At 45.1% G+C, this 17,318-nt stretch carries 27 protein-coding genes and 1 pseudogene; 9 read left to right on the forward strand and 19 right to left on the reverse strand.

What is annotated here, in order from left to right; genetic code table 11:
- Window positions 1–6 precede the first annotated feature (6 nt).
- Genes TQ39_RS03070 through TQ39_RS03100 form a run of 7 tightly spaced genes read right to left on the reverse strand, consistent with a single transcriptional unit; the run spans window position 7 to window position 4,104 of the window.
- Window positions 7–309 (reverse strand): hypothetical protein, encoded by a 303-nt coding sequence (locus tag TQ39_RS03070; RefSeq protein WP_050004513.1) that lies wholly within the window; start codon window positions 307–309, stop codon window positions 7–9.
- Window positions 306–2,474 (reverse strand): flotillin family protein, encoded by a 2,169-nt coding sequence (locus TQ39_RS03075; RefSeq protein WP_050004514.1) that lies wholly within the window; start codon window positions 2,472–2,474, stop codon window positions 306–308. The genes TQ39_RS03070 and TQ39_RS03075 overlap by 4 nt, the downstream gene beginning before the upstream one ends.
- Window positions 2,471–2,797 (reverse strand): hypothetical protein, encoded by a 327-nt coding sequence (locus TQ39_RS03080; RefSeq protein ID WP_050004515.1) that lies wholly within the window; start codon window positions 2,795–2,797, stop codon window positions 2,471–2,473. The genes TQ39_RS03075 and TQ39_RS03080 overlap by 4 nt, the downstream gene beginning before the upstream one ends.
- A complete protein-coding gene (locus TQ39_RS03085; RefSeq protein WP_050004516.1) occupies window positions 2,794–3,051 on the reverse strand; it encodes a hypothetical protein in 258 nt (85 codons plus the stop codon). The genes TQ39_RS03080 and TQ39_RS03085 overlap by 4 nt, the downstream gene beginning before the upstream one ends.
- Window positions 3,041–3,253, reverse strand: coding sequence for a BOW99_gp33 family protein (locus TQ39_RS03090; RefSeq protein ID WP_050004517.1), 213 nt, complete (start codon window positions 3,251–3,253; stop codon window positions 3,041–3,043). Before TQ39_RS03090 ends, TQ39_RS03085 begins: the two co-directional genes overlap by 11 nt.
- A 54-nt stretch (window positions 3,254–3,307) precedes the next feature.
- Complete coding sequence (locus tag TQ39_RS03095) at window positions 3,308–3,862, reverse strand: BRO-N domain-containing protein (RefSeq protein ID WP_050004518.1); 555 nt, start codon at window positions 3,860–3,862, stop codon at window positions 3,308–3,310.
- A gap of 23 nt (window positions 3,863–3,885) precedes the next feature.
- Window positions 3,886–4,104 (reverse strand): hypothetical protein, encoded by a 219-nt coding sequence (locus TQ39_RS03100; RefSeq protein WP_069955679.1) that lies wholly within the window; start codon window positions 4,102–4,104, stop codon window positions 3,886–3,888.
- Between the two features lie 150 nt (window positions 4,105–4,254).
- Between TQ39_RS03100 and lexA the strand changes: the two genes are divergently transcribed.
- The 8 genes and pseudogenes from lexA to TQ39_RS21950 form a co-directional block, all read left to right on the forward strand.
- Window positions 4,255–4,881 carry a transcriptional repressor LexA gene (gene lexA, locus TQ39_RS03105; RefSeq protein WP_050004520.1) on the forward strand — a complete coding sequence of 209 codons (627 nt, stop codon included), beginning with the start codon at window positions 4,255–4,257 and terminating at the stop codon, window positions 4,879–4,881.
- A 21-nt stretch (window positions 4,882–4,902) separates the two neighbouring features.
- Window positions 4,903–5,103, forward strand: coding sequence for a hypothetical protein (locus tag TQ39_RS20655; protein WP_156146162.1), 201 nt, complete (start codon window positions 4,903–4,905; stop codon window positions 5,101–5,103).
- A gap of 76 nt (window positions 5,104–5,179) precedes the next feature.
- Window positions 5,180–5,407: a hypothetical protein gene (locus tag TQ39_RS20660; protein WP_156146164.1), complete on the forward strand. Its 228-nt coding sequence runs from the start codon at window positions 5,180–5,182 to the stop codon at window positions 5,405–5,407.
- The gene (locus TQ39_RS03110) at window positions 5,379–5,657 is read left to right on the forward strand and encodes a hypothetical protein (RefSeq protein ID WP_050004521.1); all 279 of its coding nucleotides are present in this window, start codon (window positions 5,379–5,381) and stop codon (window positions 5,655–5,657) included. The genes TQ39_RS20660 and TQ39_RS03110 overlap by 29 nt, the downstream gene beginning before the upstream one ends.
- Window positions 5,641–5,919, forward strand: coding sequence for a DUF4160 domain-containing protein (locus TQ39_RS20060; RefSeq protein ID WP_082052101.1), 279 nt, complete (start codon window positions 5,641–5,643; stop codon window positions 5,917–5,919). The genes TQ39_RS03110 and TQ39_RS20060 overlap by 17 nt, the downstream gene beginning before the upstream one ends.
- Before the next feature lie 15 nt (window positions 5,920–5,934).
- Complete coding sequence (locus TQ39_RS03115) at window positions 5,935–6,306, forward strand: S24/S26 family peptidase (protein ID WP_050004522.1); 372 nt, start codon at window positions 5,935–5,937, stop codon at window positions 6,304–6,306.
- Between the two features lie 131 nt (window positions 6,307–6,437).
- Window positions 6,438–7,880 (forward strand): recombinase family protein, encoded by a 1,443-nt coding sequence (locus TQ39_RS03120; RefSeq protein ID WP_050004523.1) that lies wholly within the window; start codon window positions 6,438–6,440, stop codon window positions 7,878–7,880.
- Window positions 7,881–7,907: 27 nt separating this feature from the next.
- Window positions 7,908–8,021, forward strand: a pseudogene (locus TQ39_RS21950) (ATP-binding protein); the annotation flags it as partial.
- Between the two features lie 2 nt (window positions 8,022–8,023).
- Here TQ39_RS21950 and TQ39_RS21555 read toward each other — a convergent pair.
- Window positions 8,024–9,664, reverse strand: coding sequence for a recombinase family protein (locus TQ39_RS21555; RefSeq protein ID WP_420865172.1), 1,641 nt, complete (start codon window positions 9,662–9,664; stop codon window positions 8,024–8,026).
- Between the two features lie 366 nt (window positions 9,665–10,030).
- Entirely contained in the window at window positions 10,031–10,465 is a 435-nt protein-coding gene (gene dut, locus TQ39_RS03130; RefSeq protein WP_050004524.1) for a dUTP diphosphatase, read from the reverse strand.
- A gap of 168 nt (window positions 10,466–10,633) precedes the next feature.
- Between dut and TQ39_RS03135 the strand changes: the two genes are divergently transcribed.
- Window positions 10,634–10,828: a hypothetical protein gene (locus TQ39_RS03135; protein WP_050004525.1), complete on the forward strand. Its 195-nt coding sequence runs from the start codon at window positions 10,634–10,636 to the stop codon at window positions 10,826–10,828.
- 104 nt (window positions 10,829–10,932) lie between these two features.
- Here TQ39_RS03135 and TQ39_RS03140 read toward each other — a convergent pair whose 3' ends face one another.
- The 10 genes from TQ39_RS03140 to TQ39_RS03180 all read right to left on the reverse strand — a co-directional run bounded on the left by TQ39_RS03140 (window position 10,933) and on the right by TQ39_RS03180 (window position 17,302).
- Window positions 10,933–11,412 carry a radical SAM family protein gene (locus TQ39_RS03140; RefSeq protein ID WP_040909914.1) on the reverse strand — a complete coding sequence of 160 codons (480 nt, stop codon included), beginning with the start codon at window positions 11,410–11,412 and terminating at the stop codon, window positions 10,933–10,935.
- The gene (gene nrdD, locus TQ39_RS03145) at window positions 11,399–13,243 is read right to left on the reverse strand and encodes an anaerobic ribonucleoside-triphosphate reductase (protein ID WP_050004526.1); all 1,845 of its coding nucleotides are present in this window, start codon (window positions 13,241–13,243) and stop codon (window positions 11,399–11,401) included. The genes TQ39_RS03140 and nrdD overlap by 14 nt, the downstream gene beginning before the upstream one ends.
- A 199-nt stretch (window positions 13,244–13,442) precedes the next feature.
- A complete protein-coding gene (locus TQ39_RS20070) occupies window positions 13,443–13,664 on the reverse strand; it encodes a DUF3310 domain-containing protein (protein WP_082052105.1) in 222 nt (73 codons plus the stop codon).
- A complete protein-coding gene (gene thyX / locus TQ39_RS03155) occupies window positions 13,657–14,310 on the reverse strand; it encodes an FAD-dependent thymidylate synthase (RefSeq protein ID WP_050004527.1) in 654 nt (217 codons plus the stop codon). The genes TQ39_RS20070 and thyX overlap by 8 nt, the downstream gene beginning before the upstream one ends.
- Window positions 14,311–14,552: 242 nt before the next feature.
- Entirely contained in the window at window positions 14,553–14,750 is a 198-nt protein-coding gene (locus TQ39_RS20665) for a hypothetical protein (protein WP_156146166.1), read from the reverse strand.
- Window positions 14,731–14,964, reverse strand: a complete 234-nt coding sequence (locus tag TQ39_RS03160) for a hypothetical protein (RefSeq protein WP_156146168.1) — start codon at window positions 14,962–14,964, stop codon at window positions 14,731–14,733. The genes TQ39_RS20665 and TQ39_RS03160 overlap by 20 nt, the downstream gene beginning before the upstream one ends.
- Window positions 14,964–15,407, reverse strand: a complete 444-nt coding sequence (locus tag TQ39_RS03165) for a hypothetical protein (protein ID WP_050004529.1) — start codon at window positions 15,405–15,407, stop codon at window positions 14,964–14,966. The genes TQ39_RS03160 and TQ39_RS03165 overlap by 1 nt, the downstream gene beginning before the upstream one ends.
- 12 nt (window positions 15,408–15,419) lie before the next feature.
- Entirely contained in the window at window positions 15,420–15,902 is a 483-nt protein-coding gene (locus TQ39_RS03170) for a hypothetical protein (RefSeq protein WP_050004530.1), read from the reverse strand.
- Between the two features lie 42 nt (window positions 15,903–15,944).
- Window positions 15,945–16,214: a hypothetical protein gene (locus tag TQ39_RS03175; protein WP_050004531.1), complete on the reverse strand. Its 270-nt coding sequence runs from the start codon at window positions 16,212–16,214 to the stop codon at window positions 15,945–15,947.
- A gap of 8 nt (window positions 16,215–16,222) precedes the next feature.
- A complete protein-coding gene (locus tag TQ39_RS03180; RefSeq protein ID WP_050004532.1) occupies window positions 16,223–17,302 on the reverse strand; it encodes an RNA ligase family protein in 1,080 nt (359 codons plus the stop codon).
- Window positions 17,303–17,318: the final 16 nt, after the last annotated feature.

Consider the following 17,318-nt stretch of genomic DNA (forward strand, 5'->3'; position numbering starts at 1 on the left):
CCCTTTTCAACCAAGCGTCATTTGCGTGACCGCTTGAGGACGTGGCTGAGGAACCTTATCCGGCGGCAGCGGGCCGTCGGTGATGTGTTTCAGCAGCGGGCGGATTTTCGGATCAATCGTGTGTTCCTGCACGTTCACCGCCACGACTTTAGCCAAAGTACCGCCCAGGCGTGTGTCTGCATAGACGATATCGCCCACAGCAAGCCTTTTGTCCGCAATATACGTATATTCACGACCGCTGTATATGCCGGGCTGGCTTCGGTCAGCGAACTGCACAGCGACATAATTTGTTTTGATAATAGTGCTCATTCTTGTTCCTCCTCGTCATCATCCCATTCGCAATCCAAAATCTTCCTTGCAGCTTCAAGAAGCGGCGCTGCGGCGCTTGAAAAATCATCATCGGAAAGTTCTTTCGCAACTGCCCAAAACGAGGCCCGAATGCCGTTCAGTACCTGCGCAGCGTTTACTGCAAATTCCGCCGCCGCCATATATGTGGCGCTCTCTGCACTGTCAATGATTTTCCGTGCGTCGTCCAGATCTTCCTGCATGCCACGCACTTGCGCTTGCAGCATAGACGTCATTTCCCGGGCTTTTTCACCGGCTCGACGTTCCACTTCGGCGGGGTCTGGCTCCTGGACCGCTACCTCCACAGGACGGGCCTCCAATTCCTTGATGCGCTCCTTGGCATCGAACAGCTCGCTTATCACCGGCCTTGTTTCCAGTGCATCCGCTTTTTCCTGCGCATGCTTTGCCTGTGCCCGGGCTGTGGCAGCTTCGTCGCGCAGCGCATCATTGGCGTAGCGCAGGCGTTCCGCTTCCGCGGTGGCCTTCTCCCGCGCCTCGCGTTCGGCTTTCAGCCGGGCCTCCAGTTCCCTGTACTGCTTGTGTGTGGTGATATCGCCGCCTTTGAGCGCTTCAACGGCCTCTGGCTCTGCGGATGGACGGGCGGCGGCGTAGAGCAGCGAAGGGCTGGCCTGCTTCAAAATTTTCTGCTCGTTTGGAGTACTGCTTTCAAGAAGATTGCTGACCTGCAGTAGCCGGTAGGCGGCATCCTTTCCAATCCCTACGCTGGCACACCATGCACGGAAAGTATTTTCAGAATACTGATTACCGCGCTTGTCGCAATTTGCGACAAGCTCATCATGAGCCATGCCCACCGCGTCGGCCACCTTGATGACGTATTCCTTTCGGGCGCTGCGTATGATATTTTCTGCGCTGTGCAGCGTGGCCACCGTCTGTGCGTCCAGTCCGGAGTAGTCAAAGGGCGTGGCCTCCGGCTCCGCTTCCAAAGAGGCAGGCCCAGCAGCGGACAGGCTTTGTGTCGCACTGCCAGCATCCGCAGGGCAGCCGGGGGCCGGCAAGGTGTTTGCATCCGTCGGGGTGGTCGATGTTTCCGCTGGCTCCGGCGCAGCACTCCCGGCCGTGGTCGCAGCAGCATCCCCATTCGGGACAGATTGATTTTTGCATTTTCCCACTTCCTTCTCCAGTCTTTCGTCCGGACACGTCTCTTCTGCCGGCGCCGGACACTCTTCGTATGGTGCAAAGCACCCGAAGCCTCCGTCCGTCTTATCACATCCAGCCTGCGGACATGAGCTTTCAATACAATCCGGGCAGCGACAAGTGTCACAAGGTGAATACTCTTCTCCCTCATCTACAACCTCCGGAGGTTCGCTGCTCGCCGGACCGGACACCAGCTCCCAGCCGTCGCGTTTCGCACGGGCCTCCAAAACTTCCTCCAGGCTTTCGCGATAGATGTTTCCGATATTCCAATTCGCACACCATTTCCAGGTGGCGCTGTTCGCCGGGTCACGGTACTGCATCACATATGAGCCGTGTTCCGGTTGCGGGCTTACCCGGTACAGCCAGCCCGTGGCTGGGTCTCTGTATATCAGCATAGCGTTTGTCTCCTTATCCATCTCGGCAGCGTCTTTGTGTGCCGCTGCCTTTCCCTGCTCAATATCGCGCAGGATTTTTTGCTTTTCGGCATCAGCGTCCATGTCTTTTCGGTGAAAGGTTTCATCGAAAAATTCAGCCCATAGGGCACGCTTCGCAGCAATTCCCTTTTTGTTTTGCGAGCAGGCAAGCGTATACCGATACCGTCCTTCGTCTACATATTCCGCCGGCCGGATGCGGTCCCGGGAGAAGCCGCCGGAAAGCTCGCCATTGGGATAATGCTCTTTTACCCAATCGCTCACACGCTCCAGAAAATCAAAATCCAGGCTTATGATTCGGATGGTCGTTTTATCGTCAAGATGGCCGTGTAATTCTGTACGGTATTCCAAAGTTGGCGACATGCGGCATTCATACCCTTTTACGTCCATAACCATTGCATGCCGTGTATGGTCCCATTCGGTCGCCCCCCAGGGCATCAGATACGGGCAGCCCTCGCAGCCCTCCGTCTCCCGGTTCCCTGTGTTGTCGGCATTTGTGCTTTTATTTACCGCCCGGCCGCACTTGCAGAGGTATCGGTTCAAAACCAGTCACCCCCGGGCAGGACGATGGACTTCTTCACGGCCTTTAAATCGTCCTCATACACTGCTGCAAGTTCATGGCCGCAGCGCCTGCAGAACACGACCGGCCCGCGCAGGAGCATGTCCGTTTCCGGGATCATGCACGATATCGGCATGTCTTCGGGCGATATCTCGCCGCTGGTGATGGCGAAAATTCCGCTGGATCCGATTCGGTTTTCGCAGATATCGCCGCCGCAAAAGTGCTGCACTGCTTCGGTGGTGTCCAAGAGCGCCGGGATATCGTTAAATTTCGGGGCCTCGCCCGGGCGTAATGTAATAACTCTCATTGATGTATACCTCCTTGATGTGTTACAATGGAGGCGGTCTTGGTGGGAACTTTGACCGCTTGGCGCTTGTCCGTGTTCGCAGCACGGGCGGGCGCCTCTTTTTTTGTCTGTTTGCTGCAACTCCATGCTGCCATACCGAGCAGTGCCGCGATGGTGAACAATCCTGTCCATGGGGCCGTCTGTCCGCTCACAATACCGTCCAAAACGGCAATGGAAAGAATCGCCGCGGCTACGGTAACAACTTTATACTGCATGCGTGTCACCACCCTGTTCCTTTTCCCGTTCCGCTGCCTCTCTGTCCATCCGTGCCAAGCACATTTCCAGCAGAATCTCATAGGCTGGATGTCCGGCGGGGATTACATACCCCTCGATGCTATCCAGCACAGTTCCGTCCATAAGGCGGTGAACTACCACCGGATGGTCATAGTCAACGGTGCTTTTTACTCTTTTTGCCATGATGCTTGCTCCTTTCAAAAAGCTTATATTTTCCGCCGCCTCCGGGCGGCTTTTTCATTGCCGTGCGGTGATATCTTCTACCAGCGCATCCACGTGCGCCTGCGCGTCCCGAGCGTACTTGCGGCAGGCATCCCGGGCGGCGCGGCAATTATCATAATGCTTACGCGCCGAATCGTACCGCTGACAGGCTGCGGAGGTCATTTCCTCCCACTCAGCCGTCATCCTGCGCCAGTCTGCCAGCATCTGCTGTGCAGCGCTTAGACGGTCAAGCTGTTTCTGCAATACGCCGTAGGTTCCCGTTCTGCGAATCGTGGGCAATACATCGTGTGTCACCCACCGTTTGAATGCTTTGGCCTCCGGCTTGTCCGACCGCAGGATGACCGCGTACAGGCCCGGCTCGTTGATGATGGTGGTTTTCTGGGTACGTCCCAGCGCGTCGATGAGGTCAGCCAGACTTACCTCATCCTCGTCGAGCCGTTGAGCAACCATTTTGTGGTTGGTAATACCGAGTACCCGGCAGACATCCCGCAGCACCCACCACAGGCCGTCCTCCCGCTGGATTGTGCGGAGTTCCTCTCCGCTGTAGGCAAAGATTTTAAGTTCGTTCATGGTGTCTCCTTTCGGGTTGTAGATTATTTTTCTACATTTGAGGCAAAAAAAATTTCTTCTTTTTCTCCTGCACTCAAATTTAGAATTTTGGTAAGCAAATTCACTTCGCTCACCTTGAATTCGAACACGTTGTTGATTTTAAGCTGCAATCCATAAGGCGTTAGTCCAAGCTGATTTGCAATATATTTATATTTTAGACCAGCTTCTTCAATCCTTCTGCGCAGCGTCATTGTGTCAGTCAAGCATTTCACCTCCATTCGTAGATTTATTTTCTACATTCACATATTACCACCTCGTAGAATAGATGTCAACATTTTTTTATGAATCGTTAAATAAAAGTTGAATTTAAGGATACACCATGGTAATATAAGAATTGTAAAGGGGCTGACAATATGGATATTTACCAACGAATACGCAACCGGCGCGAAGAACTAGGAATGTCGCAAGATGATTTGGCTCAAAAAATGGGGTATAAGTCTCGTTCATCCATCAACAAAATAGAAATGGGCCTCAATGATATTTCACAATCCAAAGTTGTCGCATTTGCCGAGGCCCTCGACACCACCCCCGCCTACCTCATGGGGTGGGAGGTGACCAGCAAGCCCACAGAGGTTCCCCCGGGTTTTATGCCTCTTCCTGAGACCTGCAAAGTGCCGCTGGTGGGCCGCATCGCCTGCGGACAACCTATCACTGCGGAGGAAAACATTGAGGACTATTTGGACGTACCTGTTGGCCACCACGTCGATTTCGCGCTGCTTTGCGAAGGTGACAGCATGGTCGATGCTGGAATAGATGACGGCGATGTGGTCTATATCCGTAAACAGCCAGATGTCGAAAACGGACAAATCGCCGCCGTGAGAATTGACAACGAGGCCACTCTAAAGCGAGTTTACAAGTATGTTGATCGTATCGTTCTGCAGCCTGAAAATCGTGCCTATCCTCCGCTCACTTACGTGGGGGCTGAAATGAATCAAGTCACCATCGAAGGAAAGGCTGTTGGCTGGTTGCACTGGGTGTAATCGAACACGAGGTATTAAGCAATGGAGAATGTAATCAACAAGGAAGAACTCAAGCGGGCCGGAGAATTCATAGCTGCAGCCTTAAAAGTGTGCAAACGCCCTGAAAAGGATTATACGTTCGTTTGCCCGTCATGCGGTGGAACTGCCCATGTAAGGATGGCAGCCGTGAACGGGCATCGCCACGGTTATTGTGACAATTGCGAACTGTATTTCATGGAGTAAACTAAAAAAGCCCCGGCACGAACCGGGGCGGTAAAGGAAAAATTACTACATTGCACGCATGAAGAGGAAACTTACTATGCGCCTGATTGTCAGCCGAAAAAACGGCGAAATATTACAAGTGCTGGAACCCGTCAGCGATGTGGATTATTCACTGTATCAGAGGATACTTGCTGAGCAGGTGCGGCAGAAGATTCAAAGATATTGCAAAAACGTCTTATCCTCAACAGTACAAACTTGTAACTTGAGGACACGACACGAAATGGAGGGACTATCTCATGATGTATCCATTTATGACGCTGAATGATGGCACGGAAATCGTGCATTCGGAAAGCCGTCTCGTCGATGGCTCGGAAAACGTCAAAGTTTATTTTGAGCGGCCCGTGAATGGCGGGTTCGATTCTGCAGAATGCTATCTTCCCAGCTACGAATGGAAAAATATTGTCGGATACTCCGATAAGGAAATTCAATACTTTCAGGAGTTCTTAGAATCCACTGCACACATCATTATCGGCCTCGCGCGGGAAGGTGGGTTTGATAATGCCGCAAATATTTAGAATTGGGCCGTATCTCATTTATTTCTGGACAAATGAGGGTGTCCCGCTCGAACCTGTTCACGTTCATGTCTCCGAGGGAATCCCGTCCAGTAACGCCACAAAGGTTTGGATCACCAAAACAGGAAAATGCCTTCTGGCGAATAACAATTCGAAAATCCCAACAAAAACCCTTCGAGTTGTTCTGAGCATTCTCGAGGCTCGCAGTTGTGAAATTATTGAAAAGTGGGTCGATTACTTCGGCCAACCAAAATACTTTTGCTGACGAGGAGGACGCATTATGTCAGAACAGAAAAAGTGGGAAGATTCATTCACTCGAACAATGAACTTGGAAATGAACTCTGTAACAGCACGGGCAGATTTCCTGATTCCTGTCGATAAATCCCTTGAGCCGTTTTACAGCGTTGACGACATAATCATGATACAGTCGCAGCCCGATGTTTTTGAGGGCGAACAGGGGATGTTCCTGATTGACGGAAAACCTTTCGTAAAAATCCGTCGGAAAGATCATCTTGAATCGCTGCAGCCTCATATCCCACCCGTTCCCCTCGGTCCCAATGTGGTGTGTAAAGGGAAAGTAATTGGAGTGGTCGCACCAGAGTGGATTGAAAGTGAACTAAAACCGCTATCTACGTCCGGGGACGAAAAATAAAAAACGCCCCGGTGCGCTACCACCGAAGCGTTTAAATAGAACAGCTTACCACAGAGGTGGCAATCCGCCCGACAATCGGATTATACCACCTCCGGGGTAGGCTTGGCAAGTCATACCTTGGAGGTGCTTTTTTGCAGGATTTATTGCCTACCGCGATTTACGTTCGAGTGTCCAGCGAGATGCAAGCCGGCGAGGACCGTTACAGTATTCCGGAACAGATCGACCGCCTGCACAAATACTGCGACGCGCAAGGGTGGACCATTGCCAAAGAATATGTAGATCCTGGGCACAGTGGAAGCAATTTGAAACGGCCCGCCATTCAGGAGCTGATTTCAGACGCCAAAAATGGTTTCATTCGCCGCGTTGTGGTTTTCAAATTGGATAGGTTGTCACGCTCACAACGTGACACCATGTATTTGATAGAGGACGTTTTCAAGGCTCACGATGTTGCCTTCGTTTCCCTTTCAGAAATGTTTGACACGTCCACTCCATTCGGCATGGCCATGATTGGGATTCTCTCTGTTTTCGCGCAGCTGGAGCGGGAAAACATTAAGGACCGTATGAGCATGGGGCGTCTCGGCCGCGCCAAGCGCGGTCTGTGGCGCGGCGGCAGTAATACTCCTGTTGGATATGACTTCATGGATGGACAGCTCGTGATAAACGAATATGAGGCTTTGCAAGTACGCGAAATCTTCCGTCTCTTCATTGATGAACAGTTGTCGTTCCATGCTGTATCCAGAGAAATGCAAAGTCGATTCACCAACAAGTACAGCACATACAACGATTCCGGATCCATCTCCACGATTCTCCGCAACCGCCTATACATCGGTAAAATAAAATACGGCACACAAGAATTTGATGGACAGCATCAACCTATTATCGACCGTGAAACCTTCGAGCGAGCACAGGCGCGAATTGAAGAAATCAGTCGAAATACCGGAGAGCATTGGAAGAACCCATACCACGGCAAACACCTGCTCTCTGGTTTGATTTGGTGCGGGAATTGCGGCGCGCGTTATTTTTGTGTGACCACTAAAAGAAAGAACGGTCCGCAGTATAGGTATTACCAGTGTTACACCAGAAACGGAAGCAGTGATATGCGTAAAGCCGACTTCTGCAAAAATCCCAACTGGCGCGTGGAAAAATTGAATGCAGCAGTCATGGAGGAGATTCGCCGGCTTTGCACGGACGAAAAATATTTCAATCGAATTGCCCGCGACGGTAAAAAGGAAAATAATAACGCCGGAAAGGAAAAGGCATTACAGAGGGAACTTTCCAGTATCGAAAAGCAAATCAGTCGTTTGGTTGAACTGTACCAAATGGGAGTATCCGTGCAGGACATCGCCACGCGCATCCACGACGCGCAGGAGCGCAAGAACAAGCTCACGCAAGAACTTTTATCGCTGAATCAACAAAGCCCTAAAAACAGGCGTCAAGAGGCTCTCACGTACATCCATGAATTGAAGTGGTGTTTAGATGCGGATGACGTTGCAGCCCAGCGCCGCCTGCTGGATGCTCTGGTGAATAAGATAGTGATAACCGAGGGGGGATTCGAAGTTGATTGGAAATTTTGAGCAAGTTTATACGAATTGTGGGTATGGATGAATCCCTGCCCATGCGGCTATTTTGGGCACCCCACCCGCGCGTGCAGCTGCACGCCCTATGCCATTGAGCGCTATCTGCAGCGCGTTTCCGGTCCGCTGCTGGACGCTATCGGTCACGCACTGACATTCGTAAAATTTTCAGTGTTTTCTCCCCCTTTATTTCTGTGTTTTCTTTCAATTAATTCACGCATATATTCACTGCCGTCATACAGTGTTATTTTAATTTTGTCATCATATACAGTAACATCATAAACGAAGTTGCGGATAAACGAATCTGGCAATTTTTCTGGAGATTCAAATTTTGACGCTAAAACTTTTCGCAAATTTACTATTCTTTCATCTTGTTTTCGCGTTATTTCCTCGACGCCAAAAGCTCCTACCTGTTTACGTTCTAAGTCTGCAATCTGTGAATCGATCTCTTCTTTCTTTGTTTTATACTCATATTTATTCAGAACGCCATCGACATACAAATCAAGAATTTTTTCCGTTTTTTGCCTAAGGGACCGAACCCGTTGCTCAATATTTTCACTGAAAAGAGTTGGAGCATTTCTTTGTGTGACAAGTTTGATGTTTGCAATCACAGCTTCAATCGCATCTTTTTCATTGTTTAAAGCTTCAAAAATACATGTCTTAATAATTGGAATGATATCTTCCTCAAACACTGTTCTTGCATTACAGCCACGTTTTGTACTCTTTCCGTACATCTTGTATTTACGACAAATCCAAATTTCATGTTTAATCTTTGACTTCTGTGTAGTATACGATGTATGCCACATTATCTCTCCGCATACTCCGCATCTCATCTTACCACTAAGGCAATATGGACCGGAAAAATGTCCAATGTATACCTCTTTTGCCGCGCCTTTATCTGATTCTATTTTCTTCTTTCGCCTTTCGTTTAGAATATGGTTGGCTTGTTCCCATATTTCTTCCGATACGATCGCTGGTACACCGCCAGGGATCTCCACCCATTCGTCTTCATCTGTAAATGTAGTTTTCTTGGTATAAAAATCCTTATGAGTTTTTCCGCCAACCAATACGCCTTTATATTTCTCATTGCGAATCATACGTTTCAAAACAGAGATTGAAAAGATTGTTCCTGTACTTGATTTGATTCCCATGTCATCTAATTGAGTCACAATTTTGCGAAATCCATTACCAGAGACATAGGATGAAAACACAAATCGCACTATTTCGGCTTCTTTTTCATTGATAAACAATTTTCCGTCTTTTTGATCATATCCCCATAATCGGTTATTGCCATAAACAGTGCCGCCCTTTTGACTTCGTTTGGCTGCTGATAATATCTTCCTACTTAAATCCTTAGAATATTCTTCTGCCATCATTGCCTTGATTCCGGTTATGAGCGCATCATCAGGTGTATAAAATGCATGGTCCAAATAAAGATATAACTTCTTTTTAGTTCTATTTAGACGGTCAACAAACAAATACCAATCCAATACATTACGCATCAAGCGGCTTTGATCCTTAATGACGATGATATCGAATTTGTTTTCGAGCATATCTTCAAATAGCCTATTGTATCCCTCTCGTCCATTGCGTGTAGTACCAGACTTTCCCTCGTCATAATAGTGATCGACTAAAACCCAATCTTCATGCGAATTAATGAATGCTTCAAGTTCTTCTCTCTGTTTTTTTAATGCATTTATTTGTTTCTCTTCCTCGGTTGAAACTCTCGCATAATAAACTGCTTTTTTCGTAATACCACCTCCAAAAATTATGTATCTATATATAGAATTATTATTTTATTGTTTGTGTATTACGGGACAATTTTTTGGCTTTAACTCTTCACGACAAAATCTATACTCAGATTCTGATATCAATTTTTCATTTAGTAAAAAGTCAAGCAATGATAGCTCGGTTTTATACAAATTATCTTCTGATGTTTTGATCTCTCCTATAACCTTTCCTTTTTTATTCGCCCCGTGTTATTTACACGGGGCATTTTTTTATAAGTTGCTTTCTTTTAAACTTGAATCTATAATAAACTGCGAACAGTCCTTATATAAAAAACCATATTGTTGAATCCATCAAATAGCCACATAAGAACTGTTCACAGATCAAAATATTAACACAAACTCACTCGGCTAGTAGAACGCTCATTTTCCAGTGCTTCCGAACCCATCGGCACCACGCTCTGTTTTCCCCAATTCGTCAACTTCAACAAATTCTCCATCAAGTGTTTTGATAAAGGCAAGCTGTGCGATCCTATCACCTTTTATAATGTAACGTGTTTCCCCACTGTCGTTGTATACAGGCACCAAATATTCACCAGTATAATCATTGTCACATATCCCCACACAGTTAGCTGGACGAAGCCCTTGCTTCGCAGCTAGGCCGCTTCGAGCGAAAATAAAACCAGCATGGTAAGGCGGCGGCTTGATCGCAATGCCAGTTCCAACTTTTACCGTTTCTCCGGGTTTGATCATTGCGTCTGTAACAGCATAAAGGTCATAAGCATTTGCCCCGTCTGACCCCTTCGTCGGGATTTTTGCATCCGGGCGCAACTTCTTACAGTAAAATGCGTATTTCATTTTGTTCCTCTTTTCGTTTGTTGTTTTTATTTCTTTATTGATGGCATTCTGTTATCAAGGAGCCTTTGTGCCTAATCGCCAGTGATTGATTTCATTCACAAACCCGCTTTGAAAAAACAGAAGCGGCGTCTGCGACGAAACAGCGAAATAGAACAAAGGAGGAAATGTGTGAATATCATATTCGCAACCTGCAACTTTGGAATATTTGGTTTAATCGTTTTGTTTGTCGTGCTTTTAGCACGGCATCTGGCGGTTAGCCAGGTACTCAAAGCTGATCGTGATGAAATCAGTTTTGAAGATAAGTTGTTTGGGTTTACCTTTACAGCCAAAGGTAGACCCAGGCGGCATAAGCCAAAGCGTTGAGGTCATCGACGGCACGGCAGTCTATTTTCTACTGCCGGAATTTTTTTTGCCAAAGTGAGACTGCAGAGTATAACACCCACACATTCCTCTCAAGGAATAGGTTATTAATTCGGGTGAGTTTTTTTCACGAACCTATCGTTCATGAGGTCACATATCTCACCATTTGCAACTCTAAAAAATTTTTGGTTCGTCGTACTTGAATCAAGGCCACCAAGTGTTTTTATATATGGCCCTATTTTAAGATAATCTAGCAAATGCAAGATCGTTTTAAAGATGCTGACATCTTCTGCACCAGAATAGACACATGTCTTCAGGCCCTGTGCCTTGACTTTTTCCAAAAGAAATTTCAAATCATCCATTGCCTGGTCCCCTCCCATGAAGCACACACAGGTGATGAGGCTGCTATGCTTGTCAAGGAGTTTATCGATATCGTCATCTACAAAATCTCCAAAATCATTTGCAAGATATGAAGAATGGCATTCGCTGCAATGATACGGACAATTTGTTATGTTAATTGCCAAACTAATTTCGCCTGGCACCTCTTGAAACACAATGTCGTATCCAGCATATTTAAGCTTTTGCATAATATCGCTTTTTTGCTTCTTTCTGACGCGCTTCAGAGAAATTTGAAACACGTTTCAAATATCCAATTACGCGCGTCGCGTAATCTATATTTTTGCTTCCACATTTTTCACAGTGGTCAAGATGATGTTTGCTGATGTGGCCACAGTCATTGCAAATTGTATTTGGCACGTTTACTGTCCAATAAGAACAACCGGTTTTAATTGCCACCTTCATCAGGTGTTTGTACTGCTCCTTAGAAAGGTGTTCATCTAAATTAAGATGAAGCGCCGCGCCTCCATCCAAGTTTCCTGTCATCGTTTTACCATGCAGAATGAACTTGTCAATCGGAGTTGTGTCAACATCATCCACTAAATAGAAATAACTATTGTAACATTCTCTGGGAGAGAAATACCCATCCTCTTTGTCCCATTTAGAGTTTTTCACCCCAAGGTTTTCAGCCGGCACATATTCCGTGTTGAACATAACATCGGATGTACGCGCGGCTTTATTCTTCTGATAAATCACCGACAACAATTCGTTTACAAAATTACAGTACTCATTGTCGTCGGGGCTGATACTGTAACCAAGGTATTCAGCGCCCTCTACAAGTCCATTAATTCCGATTGTCAAGAACTGCTTTTCCAGAGATATATAGCCAGCGTCATATACCGGCAGTAATTTCGCATTAAACGAGTCCTGCAACAACGCATCGTATGCCAGCAAATACTTGTGGACATCATCAACCTGTCCAGAAAGAGCCACCTTGATATCCTTGTCGTTTCTTACTGCATTTTGAATAAGACGGTTCATATTGATTGTAATGACACATTTAGAACCAGTTGATACACCGCCAGCGCCAAGAGTAAATGAAAATGTATTGTCCTGCAGTTCATTTCTTAGCCGACAGCATGATGCCAGCGAATCAACGCTACTGCTATGATAATTGAAGAAGCTGTGGCCTTCCGAAAGCATCTCGGCTGCAAAGTCAGCCCATTCTGTGTCGACATAGTTTTCTCCGTTGTCTAATAGATTTAGCGTCTCAACGGGGAATGTGAGTATCTGTTTGCACCTTTCTTTATTGAACCATTTCATGAATCGTTTTTGCAACCATGAAACAGAGTCCCACTTCATTGTACTTCCATCCGGAAATACAAAATTTTCAAAGAGGCCATTAAAATATGGCTTATCAAAATATGCAATATTCCAAAATATACTCTGAAAACTCCTCGCTGCCGCAGGCTGATTCAACGAATAAACGATCTGTTCAAACTTGTCGCAAATCACCTTGTCAATTGTCCTTCTGCGCGAAGAAAGATCCACTACCGTGTCTGCGTGCAGATAATAATCGTCGCCATATTCTTTGCGCACAAAATAATCCATATAGGACAAGAACTCTGGCGTAGAAACCGCGCCTGCAAATTGCGATGCAATCGCAAAACACAAATTGATGAATGATCCAGCAAATGAATCAAGATTGTGCGGCGCGCCACTTCCGCCTCCCAGATTACGCAGCCCGTCGAACAGGAATGGATACATTGTAATGCTTACGCAATACGGAAGTAACGGATTTGTTTCATCATGCTTATAAATCTCGTGATTTTCCAGTTGATCAATGTACCGTTCCGCATATTTTTCACCAAACATTTCTGCCAGCTTCTGATACATCCGCAATCGATTAATGCCAATACCGTCTTTTTTATACAACTCACCAGTAAGTGTCGTAACATTTTTATTTTCAACATTTGCATTAGCATCCACTTTACTACCTGAAGCAGCATTCAAAGAACAACTGTATTCTTTGATATAGTCAAGATATGGTTGATATCTTCTTAATTCCTTTTTGTAGTTCATGCCTCTATTCCCTTTACCCATTGAAATGCGCTCTTAAAGTCCATTATATTGCCATCAACTTCAAGACACGGTACAGACATAATCCCCTTGCTGTTCATTACATCTATGTCATTACACTCTTCGTATTCAATTTTCGCTCGAGTCATCATATTTTCAAGTATCCGACATTGGGGACAACGCGTTGAGTAAAACACGATCTTCATTTTTCACCACCACCTTTCAGTCTATTGATCTCATAATCTATATAAAACCTAGCCTTTTCAAGATCCTCTACGGTTTTAGACGGATCTTTGCGGCCGGCGCGGGCTATGTATTTTATCGCATTACCAAGCTGAAAGTTCAGCCTCCAATCATTTATTACATCTATGACTTCGTACTTTCCAATATTGTAATGAGACGGGTGCTCTACTGTATTACTCAGCCCTGTACACTCCCTTCAGTGTAAGATGTCTGCCGCAGCTCTTATGTTCTGGACAGAACGGATAATCCACATGCGTTTCGCACTTTGGACGAAGCATTTCATCCGCCTGCGGCATGACATCCACAATAAGCTTGCGCATTTCTTTTGCTACCTCTCTGATTTCCCACTGCGCACGATTGCAAAGACGTTCGCGCATGAAGTTAATCAAGCTTCTCAGATTCATTGTCACATAGATCGTAGTGACACAGGCATTGGGTAAAATATAACGCGCATCCTCCGCAGGCCTGCCCATGCTGTTTTTTAAATGCACATATTCATCCAGTGCATTTTCAATTGAGTCATGATACGATGACAGTTCGATTGAAGGAGGAGTTACATATTCAAATCCATCCTCGTCGCAATACCGTTGACTGCGCTGAGAATAGCTCGCCATACGATGGCGCACAAGCTGATGACTACACGCACGCGATATACCGCTAATTTTAAAAGTAAAACTCGCATGTTCAAGCACGCTGTGGTGCCCGCTTCGGTAACACTGCATTACAAGCTTGCATTCTCTAGTCGGTGTACTGTCATAACAAACACTGGCCGCCTGTTCAATAACCCATGCTGGGTCTGGTGTGTGTGCAACAAGCTCGACTTCCAATTACCGTTTCCTCTTTTCTGTTTATTCTTTTTCGGACGTATTATTTCCAACTTCGATTTTGCTTTCAGGCAGTTCACTCCCAGGATAATAGTCTTTCAAACTTTTCGGATCCACTTTGTATGTATGAACTTCGCCACATTCAGAATCATATCTTTGAACCATCCGATTGACTTCTGCTCTGGCTCGTTCTTTTCTATACAGTTCTCTACTTAAATTCAAACGGCCTTATTTCCCCTCCCCAATTATTTGTAATCAAAAACTGGTGTTCTACCAGAATCCAGCTTGTCAAGCGAGGCATCACTGTTTACTCGATAAAAAATATACATTCCAGTGACTTTATTGTAGGTAATAACATGCGTGGGATTATTTTCAAAACCATTCATATAAGTGGTTTGAACAATCTCTTGATTTTTGGGTGTTTTAATTTTCATTGTCTTCATTGCCAAATCCTTCCTCATCGGAGTCATACTCATAGTATCCATCACAACCAAGTGTGAGCAAAATATCATCAACTATGTATTTGAAAACGCCCTTAAAATCAACATGTTTACCAGTAGTAGTATAAATTCGCTCTTTCTCATAATCCAAAATCTGATATGCCATCACGCCAGCAATGAGTGCTAATAGTATTGCCAGCATACTATTGAAATTCATCAGTAACACCGGATTTTCGCAACACAATCATCAAGCGCTTTAAGCCATTCCTCAGAGCTGATTTCTTCAAGATTGTCAATCACACGGCCTTCACCATGAGCAACATCAAAGCAAAACAATCCAAAGTCCTCTGTCCAAATCAGCTCGTCTCCGCAAAGCGTAGAATCTGGAGCATCCGCAAAAAATTTGAACGGTGTTTCAAAAGCAATCACATTTACTCTATATTCATTATTCATCACAACTCCAATAACCTTCATATAAGTAATGTGGTCAATTGCTCTCGTATCCTTGTAACATTTTCCAATGTATTTTCTGTTGTTGCTTATTTTGGCGATTTTCTTTTTTTCGAAATACGAATCAATCTTCAGCGTAAGTTCGTTTCGCGTTTTAACCAATTGATCGATTTCTTCATCTGTCAAATCATCATTTAAATTTATATTCATATATTTCTCCCATCATAGTTCATATATTACAAAATCGTGAATACTGCTATCCTCCAGATACCAGTCCATCTTTCTATCGATTTCCTTAATTTCATTTTCCATTTGACTGCACGCACTTTTACTGTCAGTCTTTCGAACTAGCTCAAGAATCAAATCTCGGCGTTCTTTCAATGCGTCATACACCTGTGCAATCGGAATTTCTTTTAACACATTGATTTCAATTGGTTTGCCACAAAACGGGCAGAATTTGATCTCTTGATATTCCTCCCAATCAAACGTATCGCCCCACGAATAATCCACATGCCTGTTAATGAGCACCAAAGTGGGCGTTTCATCTTCAGGCTCAGCAAATTTGATGTCAACATTTTTTGCTCTAACAACTTCCCGGCAACAGGGACGAAATTCCTTAATCTTGATAGTGCGCTCCATCGGCATATCTCTTGGAATACACTCTTCATCTGTGTCTATGCTGTAGATCAATACATCAATTTTCAAACTGTAATTAGCTCCTATCTTCTTTATATACAAACTTTCATACTATTTATCATTTTTCTGAAGAATCGGGCGACTCGACTTAAAGAATCCCCCGATCAATGTCATAGCAGCAAAAAACATTGGAAACATTTCAACGGTAAAGCGGTTGGTTGCAAAAGCTATGTTCATACAATTTACTACCCATGAACCAATAGTCACCTTTAAAATCCAACCGGCGAAGTATCCTGATACAAATAAAATGAGCGGTTCAAAAATGCAAAATAACACCAACGCAAAACTCGTCATATAAATTTTAAATTTGATTTTTTCCATAACAAACCTCATTCATCATATTTAATTAGAAACAGCGGATCTACAGCCTTGAAGCTTACTTTCCCATCTTGCGAACGAAAAACAATCCCTTCGCGCAATGTCGAGCCGAGCGTGCTCTTTCCATGCGCATATTCAAGCACTTTGTCTACTGTATCCGGAAGAATGTAGCTGGTGTCAATAATTGGAACAAACTTCAAACCATTTGCTTCGCAAATATTTTTGGCGTTCAAAGAACTCATACGCCCTTCTGGAGTGATGATATTAAACACATATAAATCCGGAATCTTAACTTTGTACTTGTTGCCTTGTACATTGGGGGCAATGCATTCTCCCTGAATGGCAATCCAATCAAAATTCCCGATAAGCTTTCTAAGCACTTTTTCAATGTCGTATCGGTCTGACACGGACCAGTATGAAGAGTTGTCTTTGTTGAACAAACGCAGATTTCGAGAGCAAACCATATACTCAAACTTATCTTTAACGAATGGTATCTTAGATTTGTGCCGTTCAAGGCAGAATGTTCCGCTTTGTCCATCAATTTTTTCCGTAGCAACAAATGGCTGCTTTTCTTTTAGAATAAAAGGAATGTTCTGAATGCGTGTTTCGTCTGTTTTGTGTACGAATGCCGGAAAAGCTTTCGATCCGCGCTTGTCGTAGCGACGCACAAGCTTCCTGAACCATTTGGACCTCATGAGCCATTTGGGATACTTTTTTGAATCAAGCTGCGTTTCACTAAGTGACTTCTGCTCTTTGTCCATAGTAGATTCATATTGTTTAACACCCACGATATCTGTAACATCGTCACCAACTTTGTACTCGCTTTCCGGCAGAATACTCAACGGGAAACAAATGCCTTGGCTGATAACGCCGCCCATTTTCATCGTCTTGATTCTGAAGTTCTTATTTCTCAAAAATTCAAACTCGGGCTTCTCAGGCAGTACCGAATCAATTTCACAATAAACACATTTGTCGCCAACCCGAAATTCGTTTTTCTTTACGATAACACTCCATCCATCAATGACTGCAAGTTCAATACGGTCTTTTCCTTTAATTGCATGCAGTGCTGCAATTTCCTTAATACTTGCCATTGTACGCAAATCTTTA

This window comes from Ruthenibacterium lactatiformans, assembly GCF_000949455.1.
GTDB classification, from domain to species: Bacteria; Bacillota; Clostridia; order Oscillospirales; family Ruminococcaceae; genus Ruthenibacterium; species Ruthenibacterium lactatiformans.